The organism is Nonomuraea sp. NPDC050404, assembly GCF_040655495.1.
Taxonomy (GTDB): domain Bacteria; phylum Actinomycetota; class Actinomycetes; order Streptosporangiales; family Streptosporangiaceae; genus Nonomuraea.
On the sequence record NZ_JBFAKB010000023.1, the window covers coordinates 15,733 to 37,706 of the forward strand.

Here is a 21,974-nt window from a genome sequence, read left to right on the forward strand (position 1 = left end):
GTCAGTGTTGAGAGAGCAGGTGGGCCAGCTCCTGCTCGACCTCCTGGTTGGCCACGAAGAGGAGCTCGTCGCCGGCCTCCAGCGGATCGTCCGCCGTGGGCACCAGCACCCTGCCCTCCCGCAGGATCGCCACCAGGGCCGAGTCCACCGGCCACGGCACCGACCCCGCCCGCTGCCCCACCACCGGGGCGTCCTCGGCCAGCGTCAGCTCCACCAGGTTGGCCTGGCCCTGGCGGAAGGTCATCAGGCGTACCAGGTCGCCGACGCTGACCGCCTCCTCCACCAGCGCGCTGAGCAGGCGCGGGGTCGAGACGGCCACGTCCACCCCCCACGACTCGTTGAACAGCCACTCGTTGTTGGGGTGGTTGATGCGGGCGACCACGCGCGGCACGCCGTACTCGGTCTTGGCCAGCAGGGAGACGACCAGGTTGACCTTGTCGTCGCCGGAGGAGGCCACCACGACGTGGCAGTTATTGAGCCCGGCCTCGTCGAGGGAGGCGATCTCGCAGGCGTCGGCCAGCAGCCACTCCGCGCGCGGCACGCTGTCGATCTTTATGGCGCGGGGGTCGCTGTCGATGAGCAGGACCTCGTGACCGTTCTCCAGGAGCTCGGCCGCTATGGAGCGGCCCACGGCACCCGCTCCGGCGATGGCGACGCGCATCACTGATCCTCTTCCGGTGCCGCGGCGAGCACCTTGTTGATCCGGTCCATGTCGTTCTCCGCGGCGATGACGTGCAGGACGTCGCCCTCCTGCACCACGGTGTCCGCCGTGATGGTCACCGCCTCGCCCATGCGGTTGATGAAGGCGGTGCGGGCCCTGGCGCGCGTTTCGAGGTCGGCGACGCGGGTGCCGATCCAGCCGATGTGCACGGTGACCTCCGCCAGGACGACGGTTCCCGTCGGGTCGCGCCAGAGCGGCTCGGCGCCCTCCGGCAGGATGCGGCGCATGATCTGGTCGGCGGTCCACCGGACGGTCGCCACCGTGGGGATGCCCAGCCGCTGGTAGACCTCGGCCCTGCGGGGGTCGTAGATGCGGGCCACCACGTTGTCGACGCCGAACGTCTCCCGCGCCACCCGGGCGGAGATGATGTTGGAGTTGTCCCCGCTGGAGACGGCGACGAAGGCGGTGGCCGACTCGACGCCCGCCTCGGTGAGCACGTCGCGGTCGAAGCCGACGCCCGTCACCCGCCGCCCGCGGAACCCGGCGCGCAGCCGGCGGAACGCCTGCGGGTCGCGGTCGATGATGGCGACCGAATGGCCGCTGTCTTCGAGGATGTGCGCGAGGGTCGATCCGACCCGGCCACACCCCATGATCACTATATGCATTTCCCCCCGCTTATACGCGGCCGGCCGGTTGCTCGACACCAGTATGGCCCCAGGGGGGAGCGCCACGTTTAGGGCCTCTGCTTGGGGCTAGCATCTCGTTACGTGGCGAAGGTAACGGATCTTGTCAAACGCATGCTCGTGGGGCGGGCCCTGCGCAGCGGGCAGCTTCACGAGCAACTACTCCCCAAACGGATCGCACTGCCGGTCTTCGCGAGCGACGCGCTGTCCTCGGTCGCGTACGCGCCCCAGGAGATCCTCGTCATCCTCTCCTTGGCGGGCGTCTCCTTCTACTCCTTCAGCCCCTGGGTGGCCATCGCCGTCGTGGTCGTGATGCTCACGGTCGTGGCGTCGTACCGGCAGAACGTGCACGCCTATCCCAGCGGCGGCGGCGACTACGAGGTCGCCACCACCAACCTCGGCAAGAACGCCGGGCTCACCGTCGCCAGCGCCCTCATGGTCGACTACGTGCTGACGGTCGCGGTGTCCGTCGCCAACGGCGTCGACTACGTCGGCGCCACCATCCCGTTCGTGGCCGAGCACAAGCCCGCCGTCGCCATCGTCATCGTCATCCTGCTCACCGTGGTCAACCTGCGCGGCATCCGCGAGTCCGGCGCCGCCTTCGCCATTCCCACGTACGCGTTCATGATCTCGGTCCTGGGCCTGATCACCTGGGGCGGGTTCCGGCTGCTGGTGCTGAATGAGGAGATCAAGGCGCCGAGCGCGGACTTCTCGATCGTCGCCGAGCAGAGCAACCTCACCGCCTTCGCCGCCGCGTTCCTGGTCCTGCGCGCGTTCTCCTCCGGCTGCGCGGCGCTGACCGGCGTGGAGGCGATCAGCAACGGCGTGCCCGCCTTCAGGAAGCCCAAGAGCAAGAACGCCGCCGGCACGCTGCTGATGATGGGCCTGATCGCGATCACCATGTTCAGCGGCATCATCGCGCTCGGCCTGGCCTCCGGGGTGAAGGTGGCCGAGCCGTCCGTGGTCGCCGAGGACCTGCTGCGCGCCGACGGCACGCCGGTCGGCCACGACTACTACCAGCAGCCGATCATCTCGCAGGTGGCCGACGCGGTGTTCGGGGGCGGGTCGCTGCCGTTCGTGCTGATCTCCGCGGTGACGGCGCTGATCCTGTTCCTGGCGGCCAACACGGCCTTCAACGGCTTCCCCGTACTCGGCTCGATCCTGGCGCAGGACCGTTACCTGCCGCGCCAGCTGCACACCCGGGGCGACCGGCTGGCCTTCTCCAACGGCATCATCATCCTGGCGCTGGGCGCCTGCCTGCTGCTGTGGGGGTTCCAGGCCGACGTGAGCCGCCTGCTGAACCTGTACATCGTCGGCGTCTTCGTCTCCTTCACCCTCAGCCAGACCGGCATGGTCATCCACTGGACCCGCCATCTGAAGACCGAGACCGACCTCAAGATCCGCCACCAGATGCACCGCTCCCGCGTGATCAACTTCTTCGGCGGGGTCATGACGGGCCTGGTGCTGATCGTGGTGCTGCTGACGAAGTTCATGGTCGGGGCGTGGATCGTGGTGATCGCGATGCCGATCCTGTTCCTGATGATGAAGGGCATCAGGCGTCACTACGACAACGTGGCCGCCGAGCTGGAGATCGACGAGGACTACGAGCCGGCCATGCTGCCCGCCCGCAACCACGCCATCGTGCTGGTCTCGAAGATCCACAAGCCCACCATGCGGGCGCTCGCGTACGCCCGCGCCACCCGCCCGTCCACGCTGGAGGCCATCACGGTCGGGGTCGAGGGCGAGGACGCGCGCAGGCTGCAGGAGGAATGGGAGCGGCGGGGCATCCCGGTGCCGCTGAAGATGCTCGACTCCCCCTACCGCGAGATCACCCAGCCCATCCTCGACTACGTCAAGACGCTGCGCAGGCGCTCGCCGCGCGACGTGGTGACGGTCTTCATCCCCGAGTACGTGGTCGGCCACTGGTGGGAGCACCTGCTGCACAACCAGAGCGCGCTGCGGCTCAAGGCGCGCCTGCTGTTCAAGCCCGGGGTCATGGTGACCAGCGTGCCGTGGCAGCTGCACTCCTCCGACCGGCTCCTGGGGCGGCCGGAGCCGTTCGCGCCCGGGTCGGTGCGGCGTCCGTGGCACCAGACGGTCAAGGAGGAGGAGAAGCAGGTCAAAACCCGCTGATCAGCTTGCGCAACCGGTGGGTGTCCTCCGCGTCCCAGCCCTGCGGCGCGGCCACGGCGCTCCAGCCGTCCACGATGTTGGCGCCGTAGCGGTGCCCGTGGCCGGCCGGCACGTCCAGCGCGGTCGTCATGTCACCCAGCACCTGCCAGAACGTCACCAGCGGGAACCAGTTCATCTTCGGGTTGATGCCCGGCCCGCGCGGCCCGTCCAGCCAGTCCGGTTTGTGGTAGATCAGCCGCGGCGACCACCACACGACGGGGTCGGAGGCGTTCTGCAGGTAGACCACGCGCGGGTGCGCCCATGGACCGGGCGGCCTGCCCAGGTCGTCGGGATGCTGGGCGAACCTGGCCGTCTGGCCGGAGCCGTACACCGGCCGCCACACCGGGCTGCCGCTCTCGCGGTCGCCGGTGAGGCGCCCCCAGATGGGATTGGCGTTCGGCGGGCCCACGAACAGCGCGCCGTCCGCCTTGGAGGCCAGGTCGGGCAGGTCGCGGAAGGCCCCCTCCAGCTCGTACGTGCCCAGGCTCTCGCCCGAGAGCAACAGCCTGGGCCGCGAGCCGGGGGGCAGCCTGGCCCATCGCTCGCGCACTGCCTCGAACAACACCCGCCCCGCGTACGCCGCCTTGTCCCTGTCGAGCAGGAAGGACGCCCAGCTCGGCAGGTAGGAGTACTGCAGCGCGACCATGGCCGACCGGCCGTTGTACATGTACTCCAGCGTGTCGGCGATGTGCGGATCCACCCAGCCGGTGCCCGTGGTGCCCAGCACGGCCAGCACCGGCCTGGTGAAGGCGCCGGTACGCTCCAGCTCGCGCACCGCCAGCGCCGCCTGGGCCCGCGGCGAGGAGGTGCTGTCCAGGCCGATGTAGACCCTGATCGGATCGGCGGCCGGCCGCCCCGAGAACGCGGCCAGCCTGGACGGCCTGACGGCGGTGCCGGTGAAGCTCCGCCCCTCCTTGCCCAGCGACTCCCAGCTCACGAGCGAGCCGGGACCTCCCGACAGGTACGCCGAGGTGGGCCGGCCCACGCCCGGATGAGTGCCCTGGTTGGCGACCGACGACACATCGCTCACCCTGGCCACGAACCCGCTGAACAACACGTCGTTGGCGAACACCGTCACCATCAGGCCGACGATCAGCACGCCGGCGGCGTGGCCCACGTACACGGGCACGTAGCGGTCCAGCCAGGCGATCAGTTTGCGGCCGCCCAGGCGTACGAGTCTGGAGATCAGCAGCGCCACCGCGAACAGCACGACGGCGACGGCCAGGATCACCGGCGGGAACCAGGTGATCCGCGTGTCCATGCCCATGAGCGCCCGCAGGTCGCGCTGCCAGTCGTAGCTGTACCAGAGCGCCAGCACCACCAGCGCCGCGCAGCCGCCGAGCATGACCTGCCAGGCGATCCGGCGCGTGCGCTCCGGCAGCCGGTAGGAGATCACCGCGCGGCCGAGCGCGCCCAGCGTGGCGCCGACGGCGTACCCGAGTATGCCGGTGACCGCCCCCATCACCCCCTGGTACAGCCACGGGCGCGGCAACAACGACGGCGTGAGCGAGGCGCAGGCGAACAGCGTGGCCAGCAATACGCCGCCGAAGCCGAGTCGCCGCCGCACCACCCTGTCCATACCAACGTACAGTAGTCGATCAAGCAAAATAGGTGGTCAACCGGGCGCTGCCACTAAGGTGTCGAGTGTGGAACAGGCATCTCTCGAGCTGACGGTAGGTCCGGTCGCCCATGGCGGCTGGTGTGTGGCACGCCATGAAGGGCGCGTGGTGTTCGTACGGCACGCGCTGCCGGGCGAGCGGGTGATCGCCGACGTCACCGAGGAGACCACCCGTTTCCTGCGGGCCGACGCCGTGGAGATCCTGGAGGCGTCCCCCGACCGGGTCGTGCCGCCCTGCCCGTACGCCGGGGCGGGGCGCTGCGGCGGCTGCGACTGGCAGCACGCCACCCTGGAGGCGCAGCGGCGGCTCAAGGCGCAGGTCGTGGCCGAGCAGCTGCGCCGGCTGGCGGGCATCGAACGGGAGATCGTGGTCGAGGAGGTGCCGGGGGCCAGGGACGGGCTCGGCTGGCGTACCCGCGTGCAGTTCGCCGCCCTGCCCTCCGGCGAGCTGGGCTTCCGCCGGCACCGCTCGCACGACGTCGAGGTCGTGGACGCCTGCCTGATCGCCCACCCCGAGGTGGAGGCCGTCGGCGTGGAGGAGCACCTGTGGCCGGGAGCCTCCGGCGTCGAGGTCATCGCCTCCTCTGGCGGCGACCGCGCCGTCGTCGTGGCCCCCCGCCCCCGGCGCAGCGTCGCGGTGCCCGACCTGGAGGCGCCCGCCTCGATCCTGCTCGACCAGGGCAAGGGCCGCACGGTACAGCGGCGCGGCTCGGGCGTGCTGCACGAGCAGGCGGGCGACCGGGAGTTCCGGGTGGCCGGCAGCGGCTTCTGGCAGGTGCACCCCGGAGCCGCCGAGACGCTCCTGGACGCGGTCCTCGCCTACGCCGCGCCGGAGCCCGGCGAGTGGGCCCTCGACCTGTACTGCGGCGTCGGCCTGTTCGCCGCCGGCCTCGCCGAAGCCGTCGGCCCGCAGGGCGCGGTGTTCGGCCTGGAATCGGAGGCCGCCGCCGTCCGCGACGCCCGCGCCAACCTCCGCGACCTGCCCCAGGCCCGGGTGGAACGGGGCCGCGTGGAGGAGGCCCTGGACCGCTTCCAGATCGAACGCGCCGACCTCGTCGTGGTGGACCCACCCCGGGCGGGCCTGGGCCGCGAGGTGGTCAACCGCATCGCCTCCCTGGACCCGCTGAGAATCGTGTACGTCTCCTGCGACCCCGCCACCCTGGCCCGCGACCTGGCCTGGCTCCGGGACCTGGGTTATGCCTTGTCCGACCTGCGAGCCTTCGACGCCTTTCCTATGACGCACCACGTCGAATGCGTAGCCCTCCTGACCAAGCAGTAGGCCGGCCTTTGCCACCCACCCGTTGCCCAATGACCAAGTGAGCCGTCGGACACCCACCCCGAAAGGACTTCACGAGAGACGCGCTACGCGCGACGGAGCTCAGACGCCCTTCCTCAGGCGCCTCCGGCGCAACCCCCGCGCCTCCGGCGCCAGTCGCGCCACCCGCTGACCAGGCCATGGCCCTGCTGCGCCGCCAGGACCCGGCCGAGGCCGACAACTTCCGCCGCACCATCGTCGTCGCCATCAGCGCCGCCGCCCGCATCCACCAGGGCACGCCCAGCCCGACCCTGACGGACATGGCCCGCAAGATCACCGAAGCCCTCGACACCTTCCCCAGCACCTCCCGGACGACCCAGCAAGACCGTCCCGAACTGCAGAAAGTCATGCAGGAGATCATCGACTCCGGCTTCACCGGCATCACCCTGCGCGTCCACGACGAGCAAGGCGCATGGGCCGGCAGCGCCGGTGTAAGCGAAGAACTGGGCGGCAACACCGAACCGCCCATCGACGGCCACGTCAGGATCGGCAGCAACGCCAAGACCTTCACCGCGACCCTGGTGCTGCAACTGGTGGCAGAAGGCAAGATCGCACTGGACGCCCCGGCCGATGATTACCTGCCCGAATACGGCCTGGACCGGCGGGTCACCGTACGGATGCTGCTGCAGCACACCAGCGGAGTGTTCAACTTCACCGGCGAGTATTACGAGGACGGCACGTTCGCACCCGGGATCCCCGCCACCACCTCGGGCAAAGAATGGGTGGACAACCGCTTCACCACCTACCGCCCCGAAGACCTGGTACGGCTGGCGCTGTCCAAGCCCTACCGCTTCAAACCCGGCACGGACTGGAGCTACTCCAACACCAACTACGCGCTGGCCCGGCTGCTGATCGAGAAGGTCACCGGCCGCACCTACGCCCAGGAGATCCAGCGCCTGATCCTGGACCCGCTCGGCCTGACCGGCACCGTGGCGCCGACCACCCAGACGGAGCTCCCCGAGCCGTACGCCCACGCCTACTTCCGCTACGAGGAGGACGGCGAGCAGCAGATCGTCGACGTCACCCTGCACAACCCGTCCTGGATCTCCAGCGGCGGCGACATGATCTCCACCACCCGCGACCTGCGCATCTTCATCTCCGCACTGCTCGGCGGCAAGCTCCTGCCCGCCCCGCTGCTGGCCGAGATGTGCACGCCGGAGGCCAAGGTCGGCTACGGCCTGGGCGTCTTCATCCAGCAGGCACCGGACGGCGCCACCATCATCACCCACAACGGCGGCACAGCCGGCCACGGCGCGCTGATGTACAGCACCCCCGGCGGCGGCAAGACCCTGACCGCCACGCTCAACTACGTCGACGACGCCGCACTGTCCCTGGGCCTGGCCTTCCAGCAGGCCACGCAGAAGCTCGTCAGCGAGGTGTTCGGCAGCGGCAAGGCCACGAGCTGACACGGCCGAGCTGACACGGCCGAGCCGGCCCGGCGGGCTGCCGCCACATCTCATCGATGGGCACTCGGCGACGCGCCCGGCCATCTGGTGGATCCCGACGGAACTCACCCTCACCCTCGCGCCGCTGCGCCATCTCGCCGCCCCGTGGAGGCGGGATGGCGTACACCCTCAGGACGTCGCGGCGGCCGACGGCGCGACGTCCGCTCATAGACCGATGAGTTCCTGCCGCACCGTGAGTCTCACCTGGCAACGCACTGCGTACGGTCGAGCGAAGGAGATCAGTGATGCCGAAGGATGTCTGGCCGATGGTGCATGCGGAGCGTGCGGCGCTGATCGATGACCTGATGCACCTCGACGCCGCCCGGTGGGAGGAGCCGTCACTTTGTGACGGATGGACCGTGCACGACGTGGTCGCCCACCTGATCGATTCGGCCCGGACGACGCGGCTGAGTTTCGTGGTGGGCCTCATCGGTGCGCGGTTTGATTTCGACCGTCTGAACGCGCGCGGTGTCGAACGCGAGCGCGGCGCCTCACCGCAGGAGACGTTGGAGCGCCTTCGCCAGGTGGCGTCACGGAAGTCGATCCCTCCGGCGCCTCTCGACAGCCGACTCGTCGAGGAGATCGTCCACGGAGAGGACATCCGCCGCCCTCTGGGACTCACTCACTCCTACCCACAGGAGGCCGTTGTCAGATCGCTCCGTCTCCATACTGGCACCCCGGCGTCCTTCGGCGGAGCCAAGGAGTTGATGACCCGCGTCAAACTCACGGCAGCCGACGCCGACCTGTCGCTCGGAAACGGTCCGGAAGTAAACGGATCCGCACTTTCACTGCTCCTGGCTGTCTCCGGGCGGCGGGTGGCACCGGACGAGCTCTCCGGCCCTGGACTTGCCATGCTGAAATGACATGTCCGGACACAGGCACCCAGCGGCCTGACCAGTCATGCCCCGCTTCCTGCAGCCGCTGTCGAAGCAGACGATCGCCCGGCGGGCCCTCTCCTCGTCCGAACCGTTCGTGCCCTTGCGCCAGCCACTCGGGCCTTAACGGTGGCAGAATGTGATCGTGCCACCACTCCGAGCAAAGTATTTCAATACCACCGGTCCCTGCGATCCGCGGCTCCACTACATGCTTCCCCCTACGCCACGGCTACCCGAGGCGCGGACGCTCGTCGAGATGGATCGCTACTTCGTGCTACACGCGCCCCGGCAGACCGGCAAGACGACCATACTGCGTACCCTGGCATCCGAGCTGACCGCCGAGGGCGACACCGCCGCCCTGGCGTTCTCCTGCGAGCGCGCCAAGACGGCCGGCGACGACATCGCCGCCGCGGAGACGATCCTGCTGGACTCGCTCCACAGGGCCGCCGACTTGTCGAGATGGCCCGACGAGTTGCTGCCGCCGGATTTCCGGCCGGAGGAGCAGGCGGGCACCCGGTTCGGCAATGCGCTGAGCGAGTGGTGCCGTCGCAGCTCGCGCCGGGTGGTACTGTTCCTCGACGAGATCGACGCCCTCCAGGGCAACAGCCTGGTCAGCATCCTCAGCCAGCTTCGCGACGGTCACAACATACGTCCGGATGGCTATCCGTTCCCTGCGTCGGTGGTGCTGTGCGGGCTGCGCGACCTGCGTGACTACAAGGTCGCCTCGGGCGGCGTACCCGACCGGCACAACGCGGTCAGCCCGTTCAACATCGTCGCTGCCTCGCTGCGCCTGGGCGACTTCACCACCGACGAGATCGCCGACCTCTACGACCAGCACACCCAGGCGACCGGCCAGGAGTTCACCAAGGACGCGGTGGACCAGGTCTTCGAGCTGACCCAGGGACAGCCCTGGCTGGTCAACGCCGTCGCCCATGAGATCACCGTCAAGATGGGGGCGGCCGGCACGATCGGTGTCGGGCAGGTGGAGGAGGCCAAGGAGCGGCTGATCCGGGCACGAGCCATGCACCTGGACGCGTTGGTCTACCGGCTCCGCGAACCCCGGGTCAAGCAGGTGATGGAGCCCGTGCTGGCCGGGACCTTCCCCGACCTCGACCCCACCTTCTCCGACAACTTGTCCTATGTCCGCGATCTGGGCCTGATCAAGCGGAAACCCCCGCTGAAGGTGGCAAACCCGATCTACCGGGAGGTCATCCTGCGAGTACTGGGCGACCCAGCGGCACACTACGTCATGGCCGACCCGCACAGCTTCGTGCTCCCCGACGGCCGCTTCGACCTGCCCCGCCTGCTGCGGGAGTTCGTCGTCTTCTGGCGCGAGCACGGCGAAGTCCTCATCCAGCAGGAGGGCTACCACGAAGCCGCCTGCCAGATCATCCTCATGGCCTACCTGCACCGCCTGGTCAACGGCGGCGGCTACCTCGACCGCGAATACGCCGCCGGCACCAAACGCCTCGACGTCCTGGTCCGCTGGCCCTGCAACGGCCCCGACGGCAAAAAGCTGATGCAACGCGAAGCCATGGAACTCAAAGTGTGGCGACCAAAAGAGAAGGACCCGACCCCCGACGGCCTGACCCAGCTCGACAACTACCTCGACCGCCTCACCCTCCCCACCGGCGTCCTGGTCATCTTCGACCGCCGCCCCGACGCCCCGCCATGGGAAGAACGAGGCGCCTTCGACCAGGCCACCACACCGTCCGGCCGCCAGGTCACCGTCCTACGGGTGTGACAGGACCGTGTGAATACCGGGACGGCCACGCCCCACAGTGACTCCAGCACCGCAAGGTCACAACGTCACAGAGACCCGCCGCGCCAGCGCCCGCAGCCCGGACAGATTGCTGTGGGCATCGCGATGCAACAGATCCTCTATCACCCGCCGCGCCCCCGCCCTCCGCACCTCCGCGGGCGCGACCTTCTCCGCGCTGAGCAGTGCGCGGACGGCCCGGTCCGCCTTTCCCCACAGCGTGTACGCCTCGGCGATCCCCGTGTAATAGCCCGCCCGCCGCTCCACGGTAGGAATCTCCTCAGGAGCGATGCGCCGCGCATGATCGATGGCAGTGCCCGCGTCTCCCAGGATGATGGAAACACCGATCCGGTAGGTCACCACGTGGCCGGCGGACAGCACCAGCTTGGGCGAACGACGGGCTGCCTCGTCCGCTTCGCCGAGCAGGCTGAGTGCGGTGTGCCGATCCTCCAGACGGGCGGCCGCGATCGCCCCCGTGGACATGAGGGTGCCGTACGCGCCCCACGCCGCCGGGCCCGCTTTCGGCAGCGCAGGCCGCAGAATGTCCCCGGCGCGCGCGGTGAGGTCACGCGCCTTGCCGTAGTCGTGGGCCCGGTGAAAGAGGCTCACCATGTCACGGCGCGCCTCAGCGACGGCACGCAGGTCACCGCTCGCCTCGGCGGCCTGCTCGGCCTGGTGGGCCGCCACCCATGCGTACGGCGGCGCGGAAAGTTTGATGAGCGTCCGAGCCGCGAGGTGGTACACCTGCGCGGCGAGCGCATACCCGGCCGGCTCGGTGACTGCGCGTGCAACGGGTACCAGGTCGGCGAGATCGTGTGCCAGACCAGCGTAACGAGCTGCGGTGAAGTCTCGGCGTGCACGGGTGACAGCACGTCCGAAAACCGTCAAGGCCAGGTTTTCACTCGCTGCCGGCGAATCGGGGATCAGGGCATCCCTGAGTCGCGCGACCGCGTCAACGGGCGGGCTCGACTCTGCCACTCCGGGGACGACCAGTGCGGTACTCGCGCTTTTGAGGAACGTGCGCCTTTTCGTTGCCCCACCTCCTGCGCCTGGTTCAAGCATAGGCTTCGGATCGAACTCCATCACCCACGCCTCGATGAGCTTCCCGTCAGCGCCCAGGGCGTCGTCGACCAACTCGGCGAGGAGCCGTTCGGGATTGCGTAGTCGCCGTTCAACGCGGCTGAGGTAGCATTCCCTGCGAAACTGGCGTGAGCGGTGTGGAGTTTCCCTTTCCGGGCTTGCCATGGCGCTGCGCCGCACATTTCCGACGTGGACGATCACATGCGAGCAGGACTCCTCAGGGCTGGCGCAGTGGACGGCACGCCTGCCTTACGAGCCCTCCTTGGAGATGATGGCAGTCGGCATCGACCGCGCTGTCCAGGAAGCCAGCGCCGTCGCTCTCGCCTCCACGCTCGCCCTCCAGACATCTTTGATCCACAACTGGTGGCTCCGCATCGGATCGCTGCCGAGTCAGCCAGCCCCGCCGATGTTCAGGCCTGCGGCCACTCCTCCGGCGGAGACACGTAGCTGCCGCGCTTCTCCACCGTGAACACCCAGCCCTGCTCGCGCAGCAGCGCCACCGCACGACGAACGGTGCCCTTGGCCACGTTGTACTGCTGCCGGAGGGTCCGCTCACTCGGAATCGGGAAGCGCGGGCGCAACTCCCCCGATTTGATCCGCCCGGCGACTTCGGCGGCGATCCGCTCGTACGGGCTCTCCGTCCTGGAGACGCGCGGTACGTCCTCGGGGCCGACGAAGGTGCCTCGGCCCTGGACCAGGTAGACCAGCCCTTCCTCGCGCAGGAGGCGGAGCGCTTTCGTCGCGGTGATGCGGGAGACCTCGAACTCGTCCTCGATCTCCTGCTCGCTGGGCACGGCGTGCCCGGGAGGGATCGCGCCGCTCTCGATGCGGTCTCTGATCTCGGCCGCCGCCTGCTGGTAGAGCGGGACGGGGTCCTCACGCTTGAGCACGTGAGGATGATAGATGCACTATCTGGACCCCAATTAGTGCACTACACCCCCCTTGTCGAGATCGCATTGCCATCTGAACAAGCTATAACTACCTCTAGACCAGATAGCTCATCTGAGTTACCTTGAATACGTGAGGGTGCCGGTCGCTAACCCCTTCAGCGCGCCGAGCCCTTACGAGCGAGATAGGAGATCAGGTGACAGATCCGCATGGAGGCGACCCCGGCAAGGCGCCGACCGGCAGCGCGGAGGCGCGAGCCAGCGAGGTTCTCGACGATGACGAGGTGGCCGGTGACGGCGACTCGGCCGGTGACGGCGACTCGGCCGGTGACGGCGACTCGGCCGGTGAGGGCAAGGAGTTCGGTGGCGAGAACATGTCCAGCGACGGCAAAGAGGCCGGTGGCGGAGCTTCCGGCGAAGATAGGCAGGGCGAAGATAGGCAGGAGGAGCAGAGCGAGAAGCACCCAGCCCTCTCGTTTCCGTGTGCCGAAACCTTCTCCCCACACGTAAAGCCACCGATAGAGGGTCACGCGAAGATCGATTGGATGCGCCCGGCGCGCAGGGCCTGCAGTGTCAGGGTCTCCCAGCACACGTGCGAGTGCACCCCCACGATCTACGAGAAGTGCGCCGGAGGCGGCCTCGGGCACATCCGCCGAACCGTACGGACCGCTGACGGCGACCGCGTCGCCGAAAGCCCGTGGATTCCAGCGGCTCGGGCGAACGCGCTCTGGTTCGATCTGCTCGAAGGACGCGCCCGCTAAGGCGCGCCGCATCCGCCCAATCCAGCCACCCAGCCACCCAGCCACGACAAGCGCTCGCACGCCCGGACTACCGATCGCCTGAGCCCTGACCACCCAAATGATCGACGAAACGGCAGATGCCGATTGCCGACGACAAACACGGCCGGCACCGGGTCCCGGCCGTCCCGGCCTGCTGATCGCATAGGCAAGCGCTACGTCTCCGCCGAGTTGGTCAGACGCGGGTGCGACTGCTGCGCCCGTCTCCCCGCACCCGCGCATGCCAAAAGCCGGGAGCCCCTCGCGCCCTGCCGCCCGTCGAGGGGCTCCCCTTCTACCCGAACCGCGTGCAACCTCAGTTCATCAGGTGCGACATGCTCTCGTCGTCCCACTTGTCAGCGCAGTCGTCCTTCGCGAGCCAGAGCAGCATCGGCGCGTGGAACTTGATCAGCTTGCTGAACACCGAGGACTCGCAGGAGTGGAACTCCGGCCCGCTGAAGTCGTTGTCGGCGATCGCGGGTGTGGCGGCCAGGAGCAGGGCGGCGGCCGTCAGGGTGACGGCGGCGAGAGCGCTTTTGTACATGGTGGTCCCCCGATGTGGTCTGAGGTGATCGTTCGCCAGCGTTCGTACCCGCAGATGTGGATCAAGACCTTAAGGGTTCGCCCTGGAGGTCTTTACCTCACAAACCCCATTCGTCCCGCAGCCCGGCCAGCGCCTCGTGGAAGCCGGGGAACGTCTTCTTCACGCACCCCGGATCGTCCAGCGTGATCCCCGGCGTCCGCAGCCCCGTGACGCTGAACGCCATCGCGATCCGGTGGTCGCCGTGGCAGGCGATCTCGGCGGCGTGCGGCGTCGCCGGGGAGATCTCGATCCAGTCCCGTCCCGTGCTCACCGGTACGCCGAGCCGCCGCAGGTTCTCAGCGCACGCCTCCAGCCGGTCGCACTCCTTGATCCTGGTGTTGTAGACATCCTCGATCCGTACGGGCCCGTCGGCGAAGGGGGCGATGGCGGCGAGGGTGGGGACGGTGTCGGAGATGTCGCGCATGTTGACGGTCAGGCCGCTCAGACGTCCCGTACCGGTCACTGTCACGGCGTCGGGGGAAATATCCACCGAAGCACCCATCTGTGAGAGCACCTCGGCGAACCGCACGTCGCCCTGCAGCGCGCCGGAGCCCAGCCCCGGAATGGTGATGGTGTTCCCGGTGAGCGCGGCGGCGGCCAGCGGGTAGCTCGCGGTGGAGGCGTCCGGCTCGATCGCGTAGTCCGTGGCCTCGTACGTGCCCGGCGGCACGAAGAACGTCTCCCCCTCCCGCCGCACCTCCACCCCGAAGCTGCGCATCATGGCCAGAGTGATCTCCACGTACGGCGCCGACACCAGATCGGTCACCGTGATCTCCAGCCCTTCGGCGGTCAGCGGCCCGACGAGCAGCAGCGCGGTGAGGAACTGGGAGGACAAGCCGGCGTCGAGGGTGATGTGCCCGCCTTTGATGCCGTCCGCCCGTACGGTCAGCGGATGGTGCCCCTCCTCCCCCTCATGGGTCAGGTCAACGCCCAGCTCCCGCAGCGCCTGCGTCAGAGGCCCGAGGGGCCGGCGGCGCATCTGGGCGGAGGCGTCGAAGTGGAAGACGCCGTGTCCGGCCGCCGCGAGCGCAGGCAGAAAGCGCGCGGTCGTGGCGCCGTCGCGGCAGTACACCTCGGCCTCAGCGGACGCAGGCCCCTCGGGGCGGCCCTCGATCGTCCAGGCGTCCGGGGCGCGCTCCACCCGGTACCCCAGCGTGACCAGCCCCTCCGCGAACCCCTCCGTGTCGTCGGAGAGCAACGGCCGCCGCAGCACGGTGGTGCCACGCGCGGCGGCGGCCAGGAACAGGGCGCGGGCGGTGACGGATTTGGAACCGGGAACCTGGAGGATCGTCATGGCAGGAAGTTTAGGACCCGAGGAAAGAGGAACGGCCTGGTGACGGCCGGGGTCGGTGGGAGCCGCACGGGGCCGCCGGATGGGAGGACATCCGGAGGGTACGGGGCAACCATGCGCTATAACGTACTGGCCTGCGACTATGACGAGACCCTGGCCAGAGCCGGTCAGGTGGATGAGAAGACGATCGAGGCGCTGGAGCGGTTGTCCCGCGCCGGTGTGAAGCTGCTGCTGGTGACCGGCCGCGAGCTCGACGACCTGCTCTCCGTCTTCCCGCACCCGGCCCTGTTCGACTTGGTGGTGGCCGAGAACGGCGGCCTCCTGTACGACCCCCACCAGCGCACCTGCGACCTCCTGGCCACGCCCGCGCCACCCGAGCTGGCCGACCGGTTGCGCGACGAGGGCGTCAGCCCGCTGGGACTCGGGCAGGTGCTGATCGCCACGCGTGAACCCCACGACGTCCAGGTCCTGGCGGCGATCCGCGAGCTGGGCCTGGAGCTGCAGGTGATCTACAACAAGGGGGCGGTCATGGTGCTGCCTCCCGGCGTGAACAAGGCCACCGGCCTGGCCGCCGCCCTGGACCGCCTGTCCCTGTCCGCGCACAGCGTGGTCGCGGTCGGCGACGGCGAGAACGACCACGCGTTCCTCAGGGCCGCCGAATGCGGCGCCGCCGTCGCCAACGCGTTGCCCGCGCTCAAGGACGCCTGCGACGTACGCCTGGATGGAGAGAACGGGCACGGCGTGGCCGAGCTGGCCGGGAAGCTACTGGCGGGCGATCTCGACACCTTGGAGCTCCCCCGCCACCATGTCCTGCTGGGTCACGGCGACGGCGACGAGGAGGAGGTGCGCCTGCCCACGTACGGGATCGGCCTGCTGGTGGCGGGACCGTCCGGCAGCGGCAAGTCCACGGTCACCACCGCGCTGCTCGAACGGCTCTCCGGCGACGACTACCAGTGCGTGATCGTGGACCCGGAAGGCGACTACGCCGAATTCCCCGGCCTCACCATCCTCGGCGACCCGGACCGCGTCCCGGCCGTTGACGAGGTGGTCAACGTGCTGGAGCAGCCCTCCCAGAGCGTGGTGATCAACCTGATCGGCCTGCAACTGCGCGACCGCCCCGCCTACTTCGCCGAGCTGCTGCCCCGCCTGACCAGCCTGCGCGCCAAGCTGGGGCACCCGCACTGGCTGGTCATCGACGAGGCCCACCACCTGATGCCCGCCGAGATCCGCGACATCCCCATCCACCAGGTCGGCGACCTGGGCGCGGTACTGATGATCACCGTGCATCCCGACGCGATGAGCTCCGCCGCGCTGCGCCTGGTCACCAGCACGATCGCGGTGGGCAAGGAGCCCGAGAACACCCTGTCCGCCTTCGCCACCGCCCTGGACCTCCCGGCGCCCTCGCTGCCCCCATCACGCGGGGAAGAGGACAAGGGCGACCTGGCGCTGTGGCCGGCGGGGGCGGAGCACGCGCGCCGGCTGCGACTGGTCCCCGCCCGCGCGGAACGGACCCGCCACCGGCGCAAGTACGCGGCCGGCACCATGGCCAAGGACAAGAGCTTCTACTTCACCGGCCCGCAGGAACAGCTGCGGCTGCGGGCGAGGAACCTGCACACCTTCGTCGAGCTGGCCGAGGGCGTGGACGACGACACCTGGCTTCACCACCTGCACCGTGGCGACTACTCGGCGTGGATCCGCGACCAGCTGGGCGACGCCGAACTGGCCGACGAGGTGGCCGCCGTGGAGGGCGAGCAGGAGAACGACCTGTCGCCGCAGGACAGCCGGCAGCGCGTCGCCGGCCTCATCGGCGAGCGCTACACCCTGCCCGCCGAACCCACCGACTTCGACCCCGACCACAAGGACCGGTAGAGCGGCGGCTGCTGCTCAGGCGGGGGCGACAGGCGGTTTGATCGGTGTACGGCCACGCCCGAGCACCCACAACATGGCCCCCAGCGCCGCCACCTGCAGCGGCCAGCCCATCGCGATCTTGGCGAAGCCGAGCGCCGCCACCGCCTGATCACCGCCGCCGAACAGGTAGACCGGCCCCTGCACCGCCACCCGGACCGCGCAGGGCAGCATGAGCAGCCAGGTCAGCCGCGTGCACAGCTTCACGACGCCCTGATCCTTGTGCCAGCCCGTCGGGTCGCCGGTCACCGAACCGATCAGGAACCCCACGACCGGCCACCGGGTGACGATCGAGATCAACATCGCCACCGCGTAGCCGGCGTTGTACAGGATGCCGGGCAGGAAGTAGTCCTTCGCGTCGCCCGTGCGGCTGGCGAAGAACGCGCCGATCGCGATGCCGATCAGGCTGTTGATCACGAACTGCGGCGTGGAGCGCTGGATGATCCGTACCAGCAGGAGCACCACCGACAACGAGACGCTGATGATGAGCGACAGCTTCAGGTCCTCGGTGATGATCCACGACAGTGTGAACGCGATCGTCGGGACCGCCGCCTCGATGATGCCGCGCACACCGCCGAACGCCTTGGCCAGTTGTGCTCGCACCGCCGCCTCAACGGTGTCGTGGGCGATCTCATCGGCCTCGGCACTCACCTGCTCGGCACTCACCTGATCAACTCCCTGGGCGCAGCTCGTAACGCGGATTGAACATCACCTTGCGCCCATCTTGCATGCTGACCAGGCCCTCCGCCTTGACCGTGCGGCCCGGCTCGATGCCCGCGATCTTGCGGCGGCCGAGCCAGACCAGGTCGATGACGTCGGATCCGTCGTAGAGCTCGGCCTCCAGAGCGGGGGCGCCACCCCTCGGACGCAGAGTGACCGTACGTAGCGTACCCGCCACACAGAAACGGCGGCGACCGCCACACGAGACGATTGGAGTCGCACCGACCTCGTCGGCGTCCTCCCGCAGTTCCTGGGCCTCAATTTCGGACTGGCTGGTGGCCAGCCGGCTGAAGAAGCCGCGCAATCCCCCGCGTTTGGGGGGCTCTGCCGTACTCATGATGCATCAGCCTATGTGATGTCAGCTCTTAGCGAATCTCGGTGATTTCAGGTCCTCGCTTGAACGGGTTGAGCCCCGGCCCCTCGGCCGCCTCGCCCGCCGCCGCCTGTTCGTTGGGCCGCCGCAGCGCGATGGGCTCCTCACGCGCCATCGGATCGTTGCCGCGCACCACCACGACGTCCTTGATGAAGTCCAGGTACGCCGCCGCGACCGCGTCGTCCACCGCCGCCTTGCCGGAGATCACCGCCAGCAGGAACCAGCGGGGGCCGTCGATGCCGAGATACCTGGCCGGCCTGCCGGCGCCATCGACCTGCATCTCACCGGCCAGTTCGCTGCCGAACGGCCCCTCCCGCTCCTCCAGGTGCTTGGCCTGGGCGAGGATCTTCGTCTTGACCTCGTCCCACAGCCCGGAACCGCGCGGCGCGGCCAGGGCCTGGAGTTGCAGCGAGCTCTCCTCGTACAGGACGACCACGCCGACGTGCTGGTCGCCGACCGAGGCCAGGCGCACGTCGAAGTCGGGGTTGTGCGGCAACCGCAGGCCGCCCAGGTCGATCCGGTCGGACTCCGGGTGGGGCTCGTCGGCGTCCCACGGGCCGGACTCTCGCTTCGGTACGGCCTGCTCCTGCTCGACCGCCTGCTCCGGCTGCTCACGACGACGACGTCGGAACACGTTCCTCACTCTCCCTGCTCATCGGGCCACTTTCCGGACCCATCGCTCATCGGACCACCCAAGGGCCCACTACTCGTCGAACCGCCCACGAACCCGTTCCTCGTCGAACCGCCCACGAACCTGTTGCCCGTAGTGCCGCCCACGAACCCGTTCCTCGCCGGACCGCTCATGAGCCCGCCACTCGTCGGACCGCCCACGGACCCGATACTCGTCGAACCGCCCACAGGCCCGCTACCCGTCAAGCCGGCACCGGACCCTCTGCTACCCATCTGTTCAACGTCCGGTCGACCCGAAGCCGTTCGCGCCACGCCCGGATCCCGGCAGCCGCTCGACCTCGGCGAAGATCACGCGCTCGACCTGCTGGATCACCAGCTGCGCCACCCGGTCGCCCCGCCGCAGCTCGAACGGTTCCTTGGCGTCGGTGTTGATCAGCGTCACCTTGATCTCGCCCCGGTAGCCGGCGTCCACCGTGCCGGGCGCGTTGACCAGCGTGACGCCGTGCCTGGCCGCCAGCCCCGAACGCGGATGGACGAAGGCCGCGTACCCATCGGGCAGGGCGATCGCCACCCCGGTGCCGATGACGGCACGCTCGCCGGGCATCAGCTCCACACCCTCGGCCGCATAGAGGTCGGCGCCCGCATCTCCCGGGTGGGCATATGACGGGATCGGCAGCTCGGGGTCGAGCCGCTGGATGAGGACCTCTGTCCTGGTCAAGGATTCACCTCGTAGTCCTGGTTCTCTGCGGCAAGGGCGGCCAGATCGCCATGCTTGGCGAAGTGTTCCATGTTCACCTCGATGAACAGCGCTGCCGCACGGACGGCGACCGGCCCGTCCGGGGCGCCGATGCGCCCCTCTGCCTCAAGGTACGCCTTTCTGCCGGAGATGCCGTTGCACCAGGCGCGCAGGTGGAGTGTCGTGCCCACGGGAACGGGGAGGAGGTAGTCGGTCTCCAGCCGTCCCGTCACATAGGGCTTGTGGAACAGGTAGACGGACATTCCGATGACTTCGTCCATGGCGGTGGCCAGCACGCCGCCGTGCGCCAGCCTGGGCGCTCCCTGGTGCGCCTCCCCCACCGTGAACTCGGCCTCGACGGTCGCGCCGTCGGGGGTCATGGCGGTCAGGTGCAGACCGGTCGGGTGCCCTTCGCCGCATCCGAAACACTGGCTGTAGTGGGCGCCCAGGGCACTGCCCGGTGGGGGCGCGGCGGGATGCGCGGCAGGCGCCTTCGCTTCCGGCGGCGGGGTCGTGAGGGATGAACGAGTCACGGGTGACGAGGTTACTCCGTACCCGCCCCCAGCCCACCCCCACCCACCTCCACCCCAGCCACCCTGCCCCCATGGGAAGTGCGGCCACAGTGCCAACTGAGGACCGCTGAAGGTCCGAGAAGAGCTGAGAATCCCAGAAGGGCGTTCCAACACGCACCGCCAGCCGGTGACATCACCACGCCCGACCGCACTGCGTCACCCACCGCCGCATCACCGCGGTGAGGCAGCCCCATCACGCCACCGCCAACCAGTGACATCACCACGCCCGACCGCACTGCGTCTCCCACCGCCGCCATGCAACCCGGCACCGTCACGAGATCTGACACCATCACGAGACCTGACACCATCACCCGGCCTCGCGCCGTCTTGTGGCCCGCCATCGTCGCTAGGGGGACGGTCGTCGTCGCCACGCCACCGGACGTCCTTGTCGCGGGAGTCGGTGTCCTCGCCGCGCCACCGGTCGTCACCGCCCCGGGAGTCGGTGCTCTCGCCGCGCCATCGGACGTCACCGCCCTCAGAACCGGTGGCCTCGCCACGGAGTTCGTCGTCGCGGGGGCCGCTGTCGTCGCCGAAGAAGCCGCCGCCTGGGCCAGGTGGGGGTGAGCCGCCGGGTGGTTGGTCCGTGTGGCCTGGCGGCAGTTCGGGGGTCTGGTGACGGAGCTCCGGGAGTGCCCGGTAGATCACCGCTGCCACCGGAACGGCCACGGCGGCTCCCGCGATGCCTGCCAGGATGCCCCCGATCGACAGCACCAGGATGATCGCCAGCGGATGGAAGTTGAGCGCCCGTCCCACGATCAGCGGTTGCAGCACGTGGTTCTCGAGTTGCTGCTCCACGATCAGGATGCCGAGGAAGATCAGTGCGAGGACGAGGCCCTTGGCGCCCAGCGTGACGAGGGTCGCGACCGTACCGGCGAAGAAGATGCCGACGATGGGGATGAAGCTGGCGAAGAAGATCAGTACGGCCAGCGGCGCCCACAAGGGCACTCCCAGCCCCGCCAGCACGATCCCCATGATGAGCCCGTGCACGGCGGCCACCGCGACCGTGCCCTGGACGTAGTGCGACAGCGTGGACCAGGCGGCCCGCCCCGCCCTGTCGACCCGGGGCGTCATCCCGCCGAAGCCCTTCAGGAACCACGACCAGATCCGGTCGCCGTCCTTGAGCAGGAAGAACGTCACGAACAGCAGCAGCACGAAGGACGCGAGCACCTCGACGGCCACCGCGCCGGCCGACAGCACGGTGCCGGTGATGGCCGTGCGTTGCGCGTTGACCATGGCCGCGACCTCGTCGACGTAGCCGGTGATCTGCGCTTCCTCCAGGTGCAGCGGGCCGGTGATCAGCCACTCCTGCACGTCTCTGGCGGTCACCTGCACCTGTTCGACCAGGTTGGGGAACTCCTCGCTGGCCCGCGCCCCGACCAGCCAGCCCGTGCCGCCGAGCACGGCCATCGCCACCAGCATGGTGATCCAGGTGGCGTAGATCGGGCGCATACCGGCGTTGCGCAGCCCTCTGGTCAGCGGGAACAGCAGGGCGGTCAGAAGGAGGGCGATCGCCACGGGCAGCGCCACGAACGCCAGGCGGGCGATCCCCTGCACGATGAAGTAGACGACCACACCGACGAGGATCAGGCACCCGCACCATGAGGCCATCTTGGCCAGGACGGGTGGCACGAGCTTGGTTGGGCGGTCGGACAGCACGTGTTCAAGACTGGCACGTCCGGGCGGTGGATGCGCGCGGATAACCGGCCAGGCAGCTTATAGCGTAACGAAGCAGCAGGTAGGGAAGTCGCGTTCGGGGCGGGGGTCTGAGGGTACAGGGGGCCGGGTGCGGACCACCCGAAGGGGCAGCCCGTCCCGGGACGGCACGGGCCACGCGATCACCAGGTTGCCGGTGACCGCCGACGGCGGGGCAGCCGTATTGAAGTGACGTGAGAT

Annotated in this window: 20 protein-coding genes; 7 read left to right on the forward strand and 13 right to left on the reverse strand. The window is 69.1% G+C overall.

The window, feature by feature from the left end; genetic code table 11:
- Window position 1: 1 nt before the first annotated feature.
- Together AB0I81_RS45475 and AB0I81_RS45480 are read right to left on the reverse strand one after the other, a co-directional pair.
- A complete protein-coding gene (locus AB0I81_RS45475) occupies window positions 2–661 on the reverse strand; it encodes a TrkA family potassium uptake protein (RefSeq protein ID WP_360671530.1) in 660 nt (219 codons plus the stop codon).
- Window positions 661–1,326 carry a TrkA family potassium uptake protein gene (locus AB0I81_RS45480; protein WP_360671533.1) on the reverse strand — a complete coding sequence of 222 codons (666 nt, stop codon included), beginning with the start codon at window positions 1,324–1,326 and terminating at the stop codon, window positions 661–663. Before AB0I81_RS45480 ends, AB0I81_RS45475 begins: the two co-directional genes overlap by 1 nt.
- A 102-nt stretch (window positions 1,327–1,428) precedes the next feature.
- Between AB0I81_RS45480 and AB0I81_RS45485 the strand changes: the two genes are divergently transcribed.
- The gene (locus AB0I81_RS45485) at window positions 1,429–3,477 is read left to right on the forward strand and encodes an APC family permease (protein WP_360671536.1); all 2,049 of its coding nucleotides are present in this window, start codon (window positions 1,429–1,431) and stop codon (window positions 3,475–3,477) included.
- Here the strand turns inward: AB0I81_RS45485 and AB0I81_RS45490 are convergent.
- Entirely contained in the window at window positions 3,464–5,095 is a 1,632-nt protein-coding gene (locus AB0I81_RS45490) for an alpha/beta-hydrolase family protein (protein WP_360671539.1), read from the reverse strand. The genes AB0I81_RS45485 and AB0I81_RS45490 overlap by 14 nt on opposite strands.
- Before the next feature lie 88 nt (window positions 5,096–5,183).
- On the opposite strand from AB0I81_RS45490, the gene AB0I81_RS45495 reads away from it, so the two are divergent.
- The 4 genes from AB0I81_RS45495 to AB0I81_RS45510 all read left to right on the forward strand — a co-directional run bounded on the left by AB0I81_RS45495 (window position 5,184) and on the right by AB0I81_RS45510 (window position 10,513).
- On the forward strand, window positions 5,184–6,413 hold the full coding sequence (locus AB0I81_RS45495; protein WP_360672014.1) for a class I SAM-dependent RNA methyltransferase: 1,230 nt from the start codon (window positions 5,184–5,186) through the stop codon (window positions 6,411–6,413).
- A gap of 176 nt (window positions 6,414–6,589) precedes the next feature.
- Window positions 6,590–7,855: a serine hydrolase domain-containing protein gene (locus AB0I81_RS45500; RefSeq protein WP_360671542.1), complete on the forward strand. Its 1,266-nt coding sequence runs from the start codon at window positions 6,590–6,592 to the stop codon at window positions 7,853–7,855.
- A gap of 284 nt (window positions 7,856–8,139) precedes the next feature.
- The gene (locus tag AB0I81_RS45505) at window positions 8,140–8,757 is read left to right on the forward strand and encodes a maleylpyruvate isomerase family mycothiol-dependent enzyme (protein WP_360671545.1); all 618 of its coding nucleotides are present in this window, start codon (window positions 8,140–8,142) and stop codon (window positions 8,755–8,757) included.
- Window positions 8,758–9,025: 268 nt separating this feature from the next.
- A complete protein-coding gene (locus AB0I81_RS45510; protein ID WP_360671548.1) occupies window positions 9,026–10,513 on the forward strand; it encodes an ATP-binding protein in 1,488 nt (495 codons plus the stop codon).
- Between the two features lie 57 nt (window positions 10,514–10,570).
- Here AB0I81_RS45510 and AB0I81_RS45515 read toward each other — a convergent pair whose 3' ends face one another.
- Both AB0I81_RS45515 and AB0I81_RS45520 read right to left on the reverse strand, forming a co-directional pair.
- Window positions 10,571–11,809: a hypothetical protein gene (locus AB0I81_RS45515; protein ID WP_360671551.1), complete on the reverse strand. Its 1,239-nt coding sequence runs from the start codon at window positions 11,807–11,809 to the stop codon at window positions 10,571–10,573.
- 209 nt (window positions 11,810–12,018) lie between these two features.
- The gene (locus AB0I81_RS45520) at window positions 12,019–12,498 is read right to left on the reverse strand and encodes a GntR family transcriptional regulator (protein WP_360671554.1); all 480 of its coding nucleotides are present in this window, start codon (window positions 12,496–12,498) and stop codon (window positions 12,019–12,021) included.
- A 194-nt stretch (window positions 12,499–12,692) separates the two neighbouring features.
- Between AB0I81_RS45520 and AB0I81_RS45525 the strand changes: the two genes are divergently transcribed.
- The gene (locus AB0I81_RS45525; RefSeq protein ID WP_360671557.1) at window positions 12,693–13,256 is read left to right on the forward strand and encodes a hypothetical protein; all 564 of its coding nucleotides are present in this window, start codon (window positions 12,693–12,695) and stop codon (window positions 13,254–13,256) included.
- Between the two features lie 331 nt (window positions 13,257–13,587).
- Here AB0I81_RS45525 and AB0I81_RS45530 read toward each other — a convergent pair whose 3' ends face one another.
- Together AB0I81_RS45530 and aroA are read right to left on the reverse strand one after the other, a co-directional pair.
- Window positions 13,588–13,815 (reverse strand): hypothetical protein, encoded by a 228-nt coding sequence (locus AB0I81_RS45530; RefSeq protein ID WP_360671560.1) that lies wholly within the window; start codon window positions 13,813–13,815, stop codon window positions 13,588–13,590.
- Window positions 13,816–13,912: 97 nt separating this feature from the next.
- Complete coding sequence (gene aroA, locus AB0I81_RS45535) at window positions 13,913–15,148, reverse strand: 3-phosphoshikimate 1-carboxyvinyltransferase (RefSeq protein ID WP_360671563.1); 1,236 nt, start codon at window positions 15,146–15,148, stop codon at window positions 13,913–13,915.
- Between the two features lie 111 nt (window positions 15,149–15,259).
- On the opposite strand from aroA, the gene AB0I81_RS45540 reads away from it, so the two are divergent.
- The gene (locus tag AB0I81_RS45540; RefSeq protein ID WP_360671565.1) at window positions 15,260–17,014 is read left to right on the forward strand and encodes an HAD hydrolase family protein; all 1,755 of its coding nucleotides are present in this window, start codon (window positions 15,260–15,262) and stop codon (window positions 17,012–17,014) included.
- Window positions 17,015–17,029: 15 nt separating this feature from the next.
- Here the strand turns inward: AB0I81_RS45540 and AB0I81_RS45545 are convergent, their stop codons facing one another.
- From AB0I81_RS45545 to AB0I81_RS45570, 6 genes are all read right to left on the reverse strand, one after another.
- Window positions 17,030–17,716: a DUF3159 domain-containing protein gene (locus tag AB0I81_RS45545; RefSeq protein WP_360671568.1), complete on the reverse strand. Its 687-nt coding sequence runs from the start codon at window positions 17,714–17,716 to the stop codon at window positions 17,030–17,032.
- Between the two features lie 4 nt (window positions 17,717–17,720).
- Window positions 17,721–18,107, reverse strand: coding sequence for an OB-fold nucleic acid binding domain-containing protein (locus AB0I81_RS45550; RefSeq protein ID WP_043614113.1), 387 nt, complete (start codon window positions 18,105–18,107; stop codon window positions 17,721–17,723).
- A 28-nt stretch (window positions 18,108–18,135) separates the two neighbouring features.
- Window positions 18,136–18,777, reverse strand: a complete 642-nt coding sequence (locus AB0I81_RS45555) for a DUF3710 domain-containing protein (RefSeq protein ID WP_360671571.1) — start codon at window positions 18,775–18,777, stop codon at window positions 18,136–18,138.
- Window positions 18,778–19,050: 273 nt separating this feature from the next.
- Window positions 19,051–19,491, reverse strand: coding sequence for a dUTP diphosphatase (dut, locus tag AB0I81_RS45560; RefSeq protein ID WP_360671574.1), 441 nt, complete (start codon window positions 19,489–19,491; stop codon window positions 19,051–19,053).
- Window positions 19,488–20,042, reverse strand: coding sequence for a PaaI family thioesterase (locus tag AB0I81_RS45565; protein ID WP_360671577.1), 555 nt, complete (start codon window positions 20,040–20,042; stop codon window positions 19,488–19,490). The genes dut and AB0I81_RS45565 overlap by 4 nt, the downstream gene beginning before the upstream one ends.
- A 210-nt stretch (window positions 20,043–20,252) precedes the next feature.
- A complete protein-coding gene (locus tag AB0I81_RS45570; protein WP_360671580.1) occupies window positions 20,253–21,737 on the reverse strand; it encodes an AI-2E family transporter in 1,485 nt (494 codons plus the stop codon).
- Window positions 21,738–21,974 lie beyond the last annotated feature (237 nt).

Coding starts and splice junctions, on each gene's coding strand:
- aroA (WP_360671563.1), bottom strand. CDS start 15,148: ATGACGATCCTCCAGGTTCCCGGTTCCAAATCCGTCACCGCCCGCGCC.
- AB0I81_RS45480 (WP_360671533.1), bottom strand. CDS start 1,326: ATGCATATAGTGATCATGGGGTGTGGCCGGGTCGGATCGACCCTCGCG.
- AB0I81_RS45550 (WP_043614113.1), bottom strand. CDS start 18,107: ATGAGTACGGCAGAGCCCCCCAAACGCGGGGGATTGCGCGGCTTCTTC.
- AB0I81_RS45530 (WP_360671560.1), bottom strand. CDS start 13,815: ATGTACAAAAGCGCTCTCGCCGCCGTCACCCTGACGGCCGCCGCCCTG.
- AB0I81_RS45510 (WP_360671548.1), top strand. CDS start 9,026: ATGGATCGCTACTTCGTGCTACACGCGCCCCGGCAGACCGGCAAGACG.
- AB0I81_RS45490 (WP_360671539.1), bottom strand. CDS start 5,095: ATGGACAGGGTGGTGCGGCGGCGACTCGGCTTCGGCGGCGTATTGCTG.
- AB0I81_RS45540 (WP_360671565.1), top strand. CDS start 15,260: ATGCGCTATAACGTACTGGCCTGCGACTATGACGAGACCCTGGCCAGA.
- AB0I81_RS45505 (WP_360671545.1), top strand. CDS start 8,140: ATGCCGAAGGATGTCTGGCCGATGGTGCATGCGGAGCGTGCGGCGCTG.
- AB0I81_RS45500 (WP_360671542.1), top strand. CDS start 6,590: ATGGCCCTGCTGCGCCGCCAGGACCCGGCCGAGGCCGACAACTTCCGC.
- AB0I81_RS45475 (WP_360671530.1), bottom strand. CDS start 661: ATGCGCGTCGCCATCGCCGGAGCGGGTGCCGTGGGCCGCTCCATAGCG.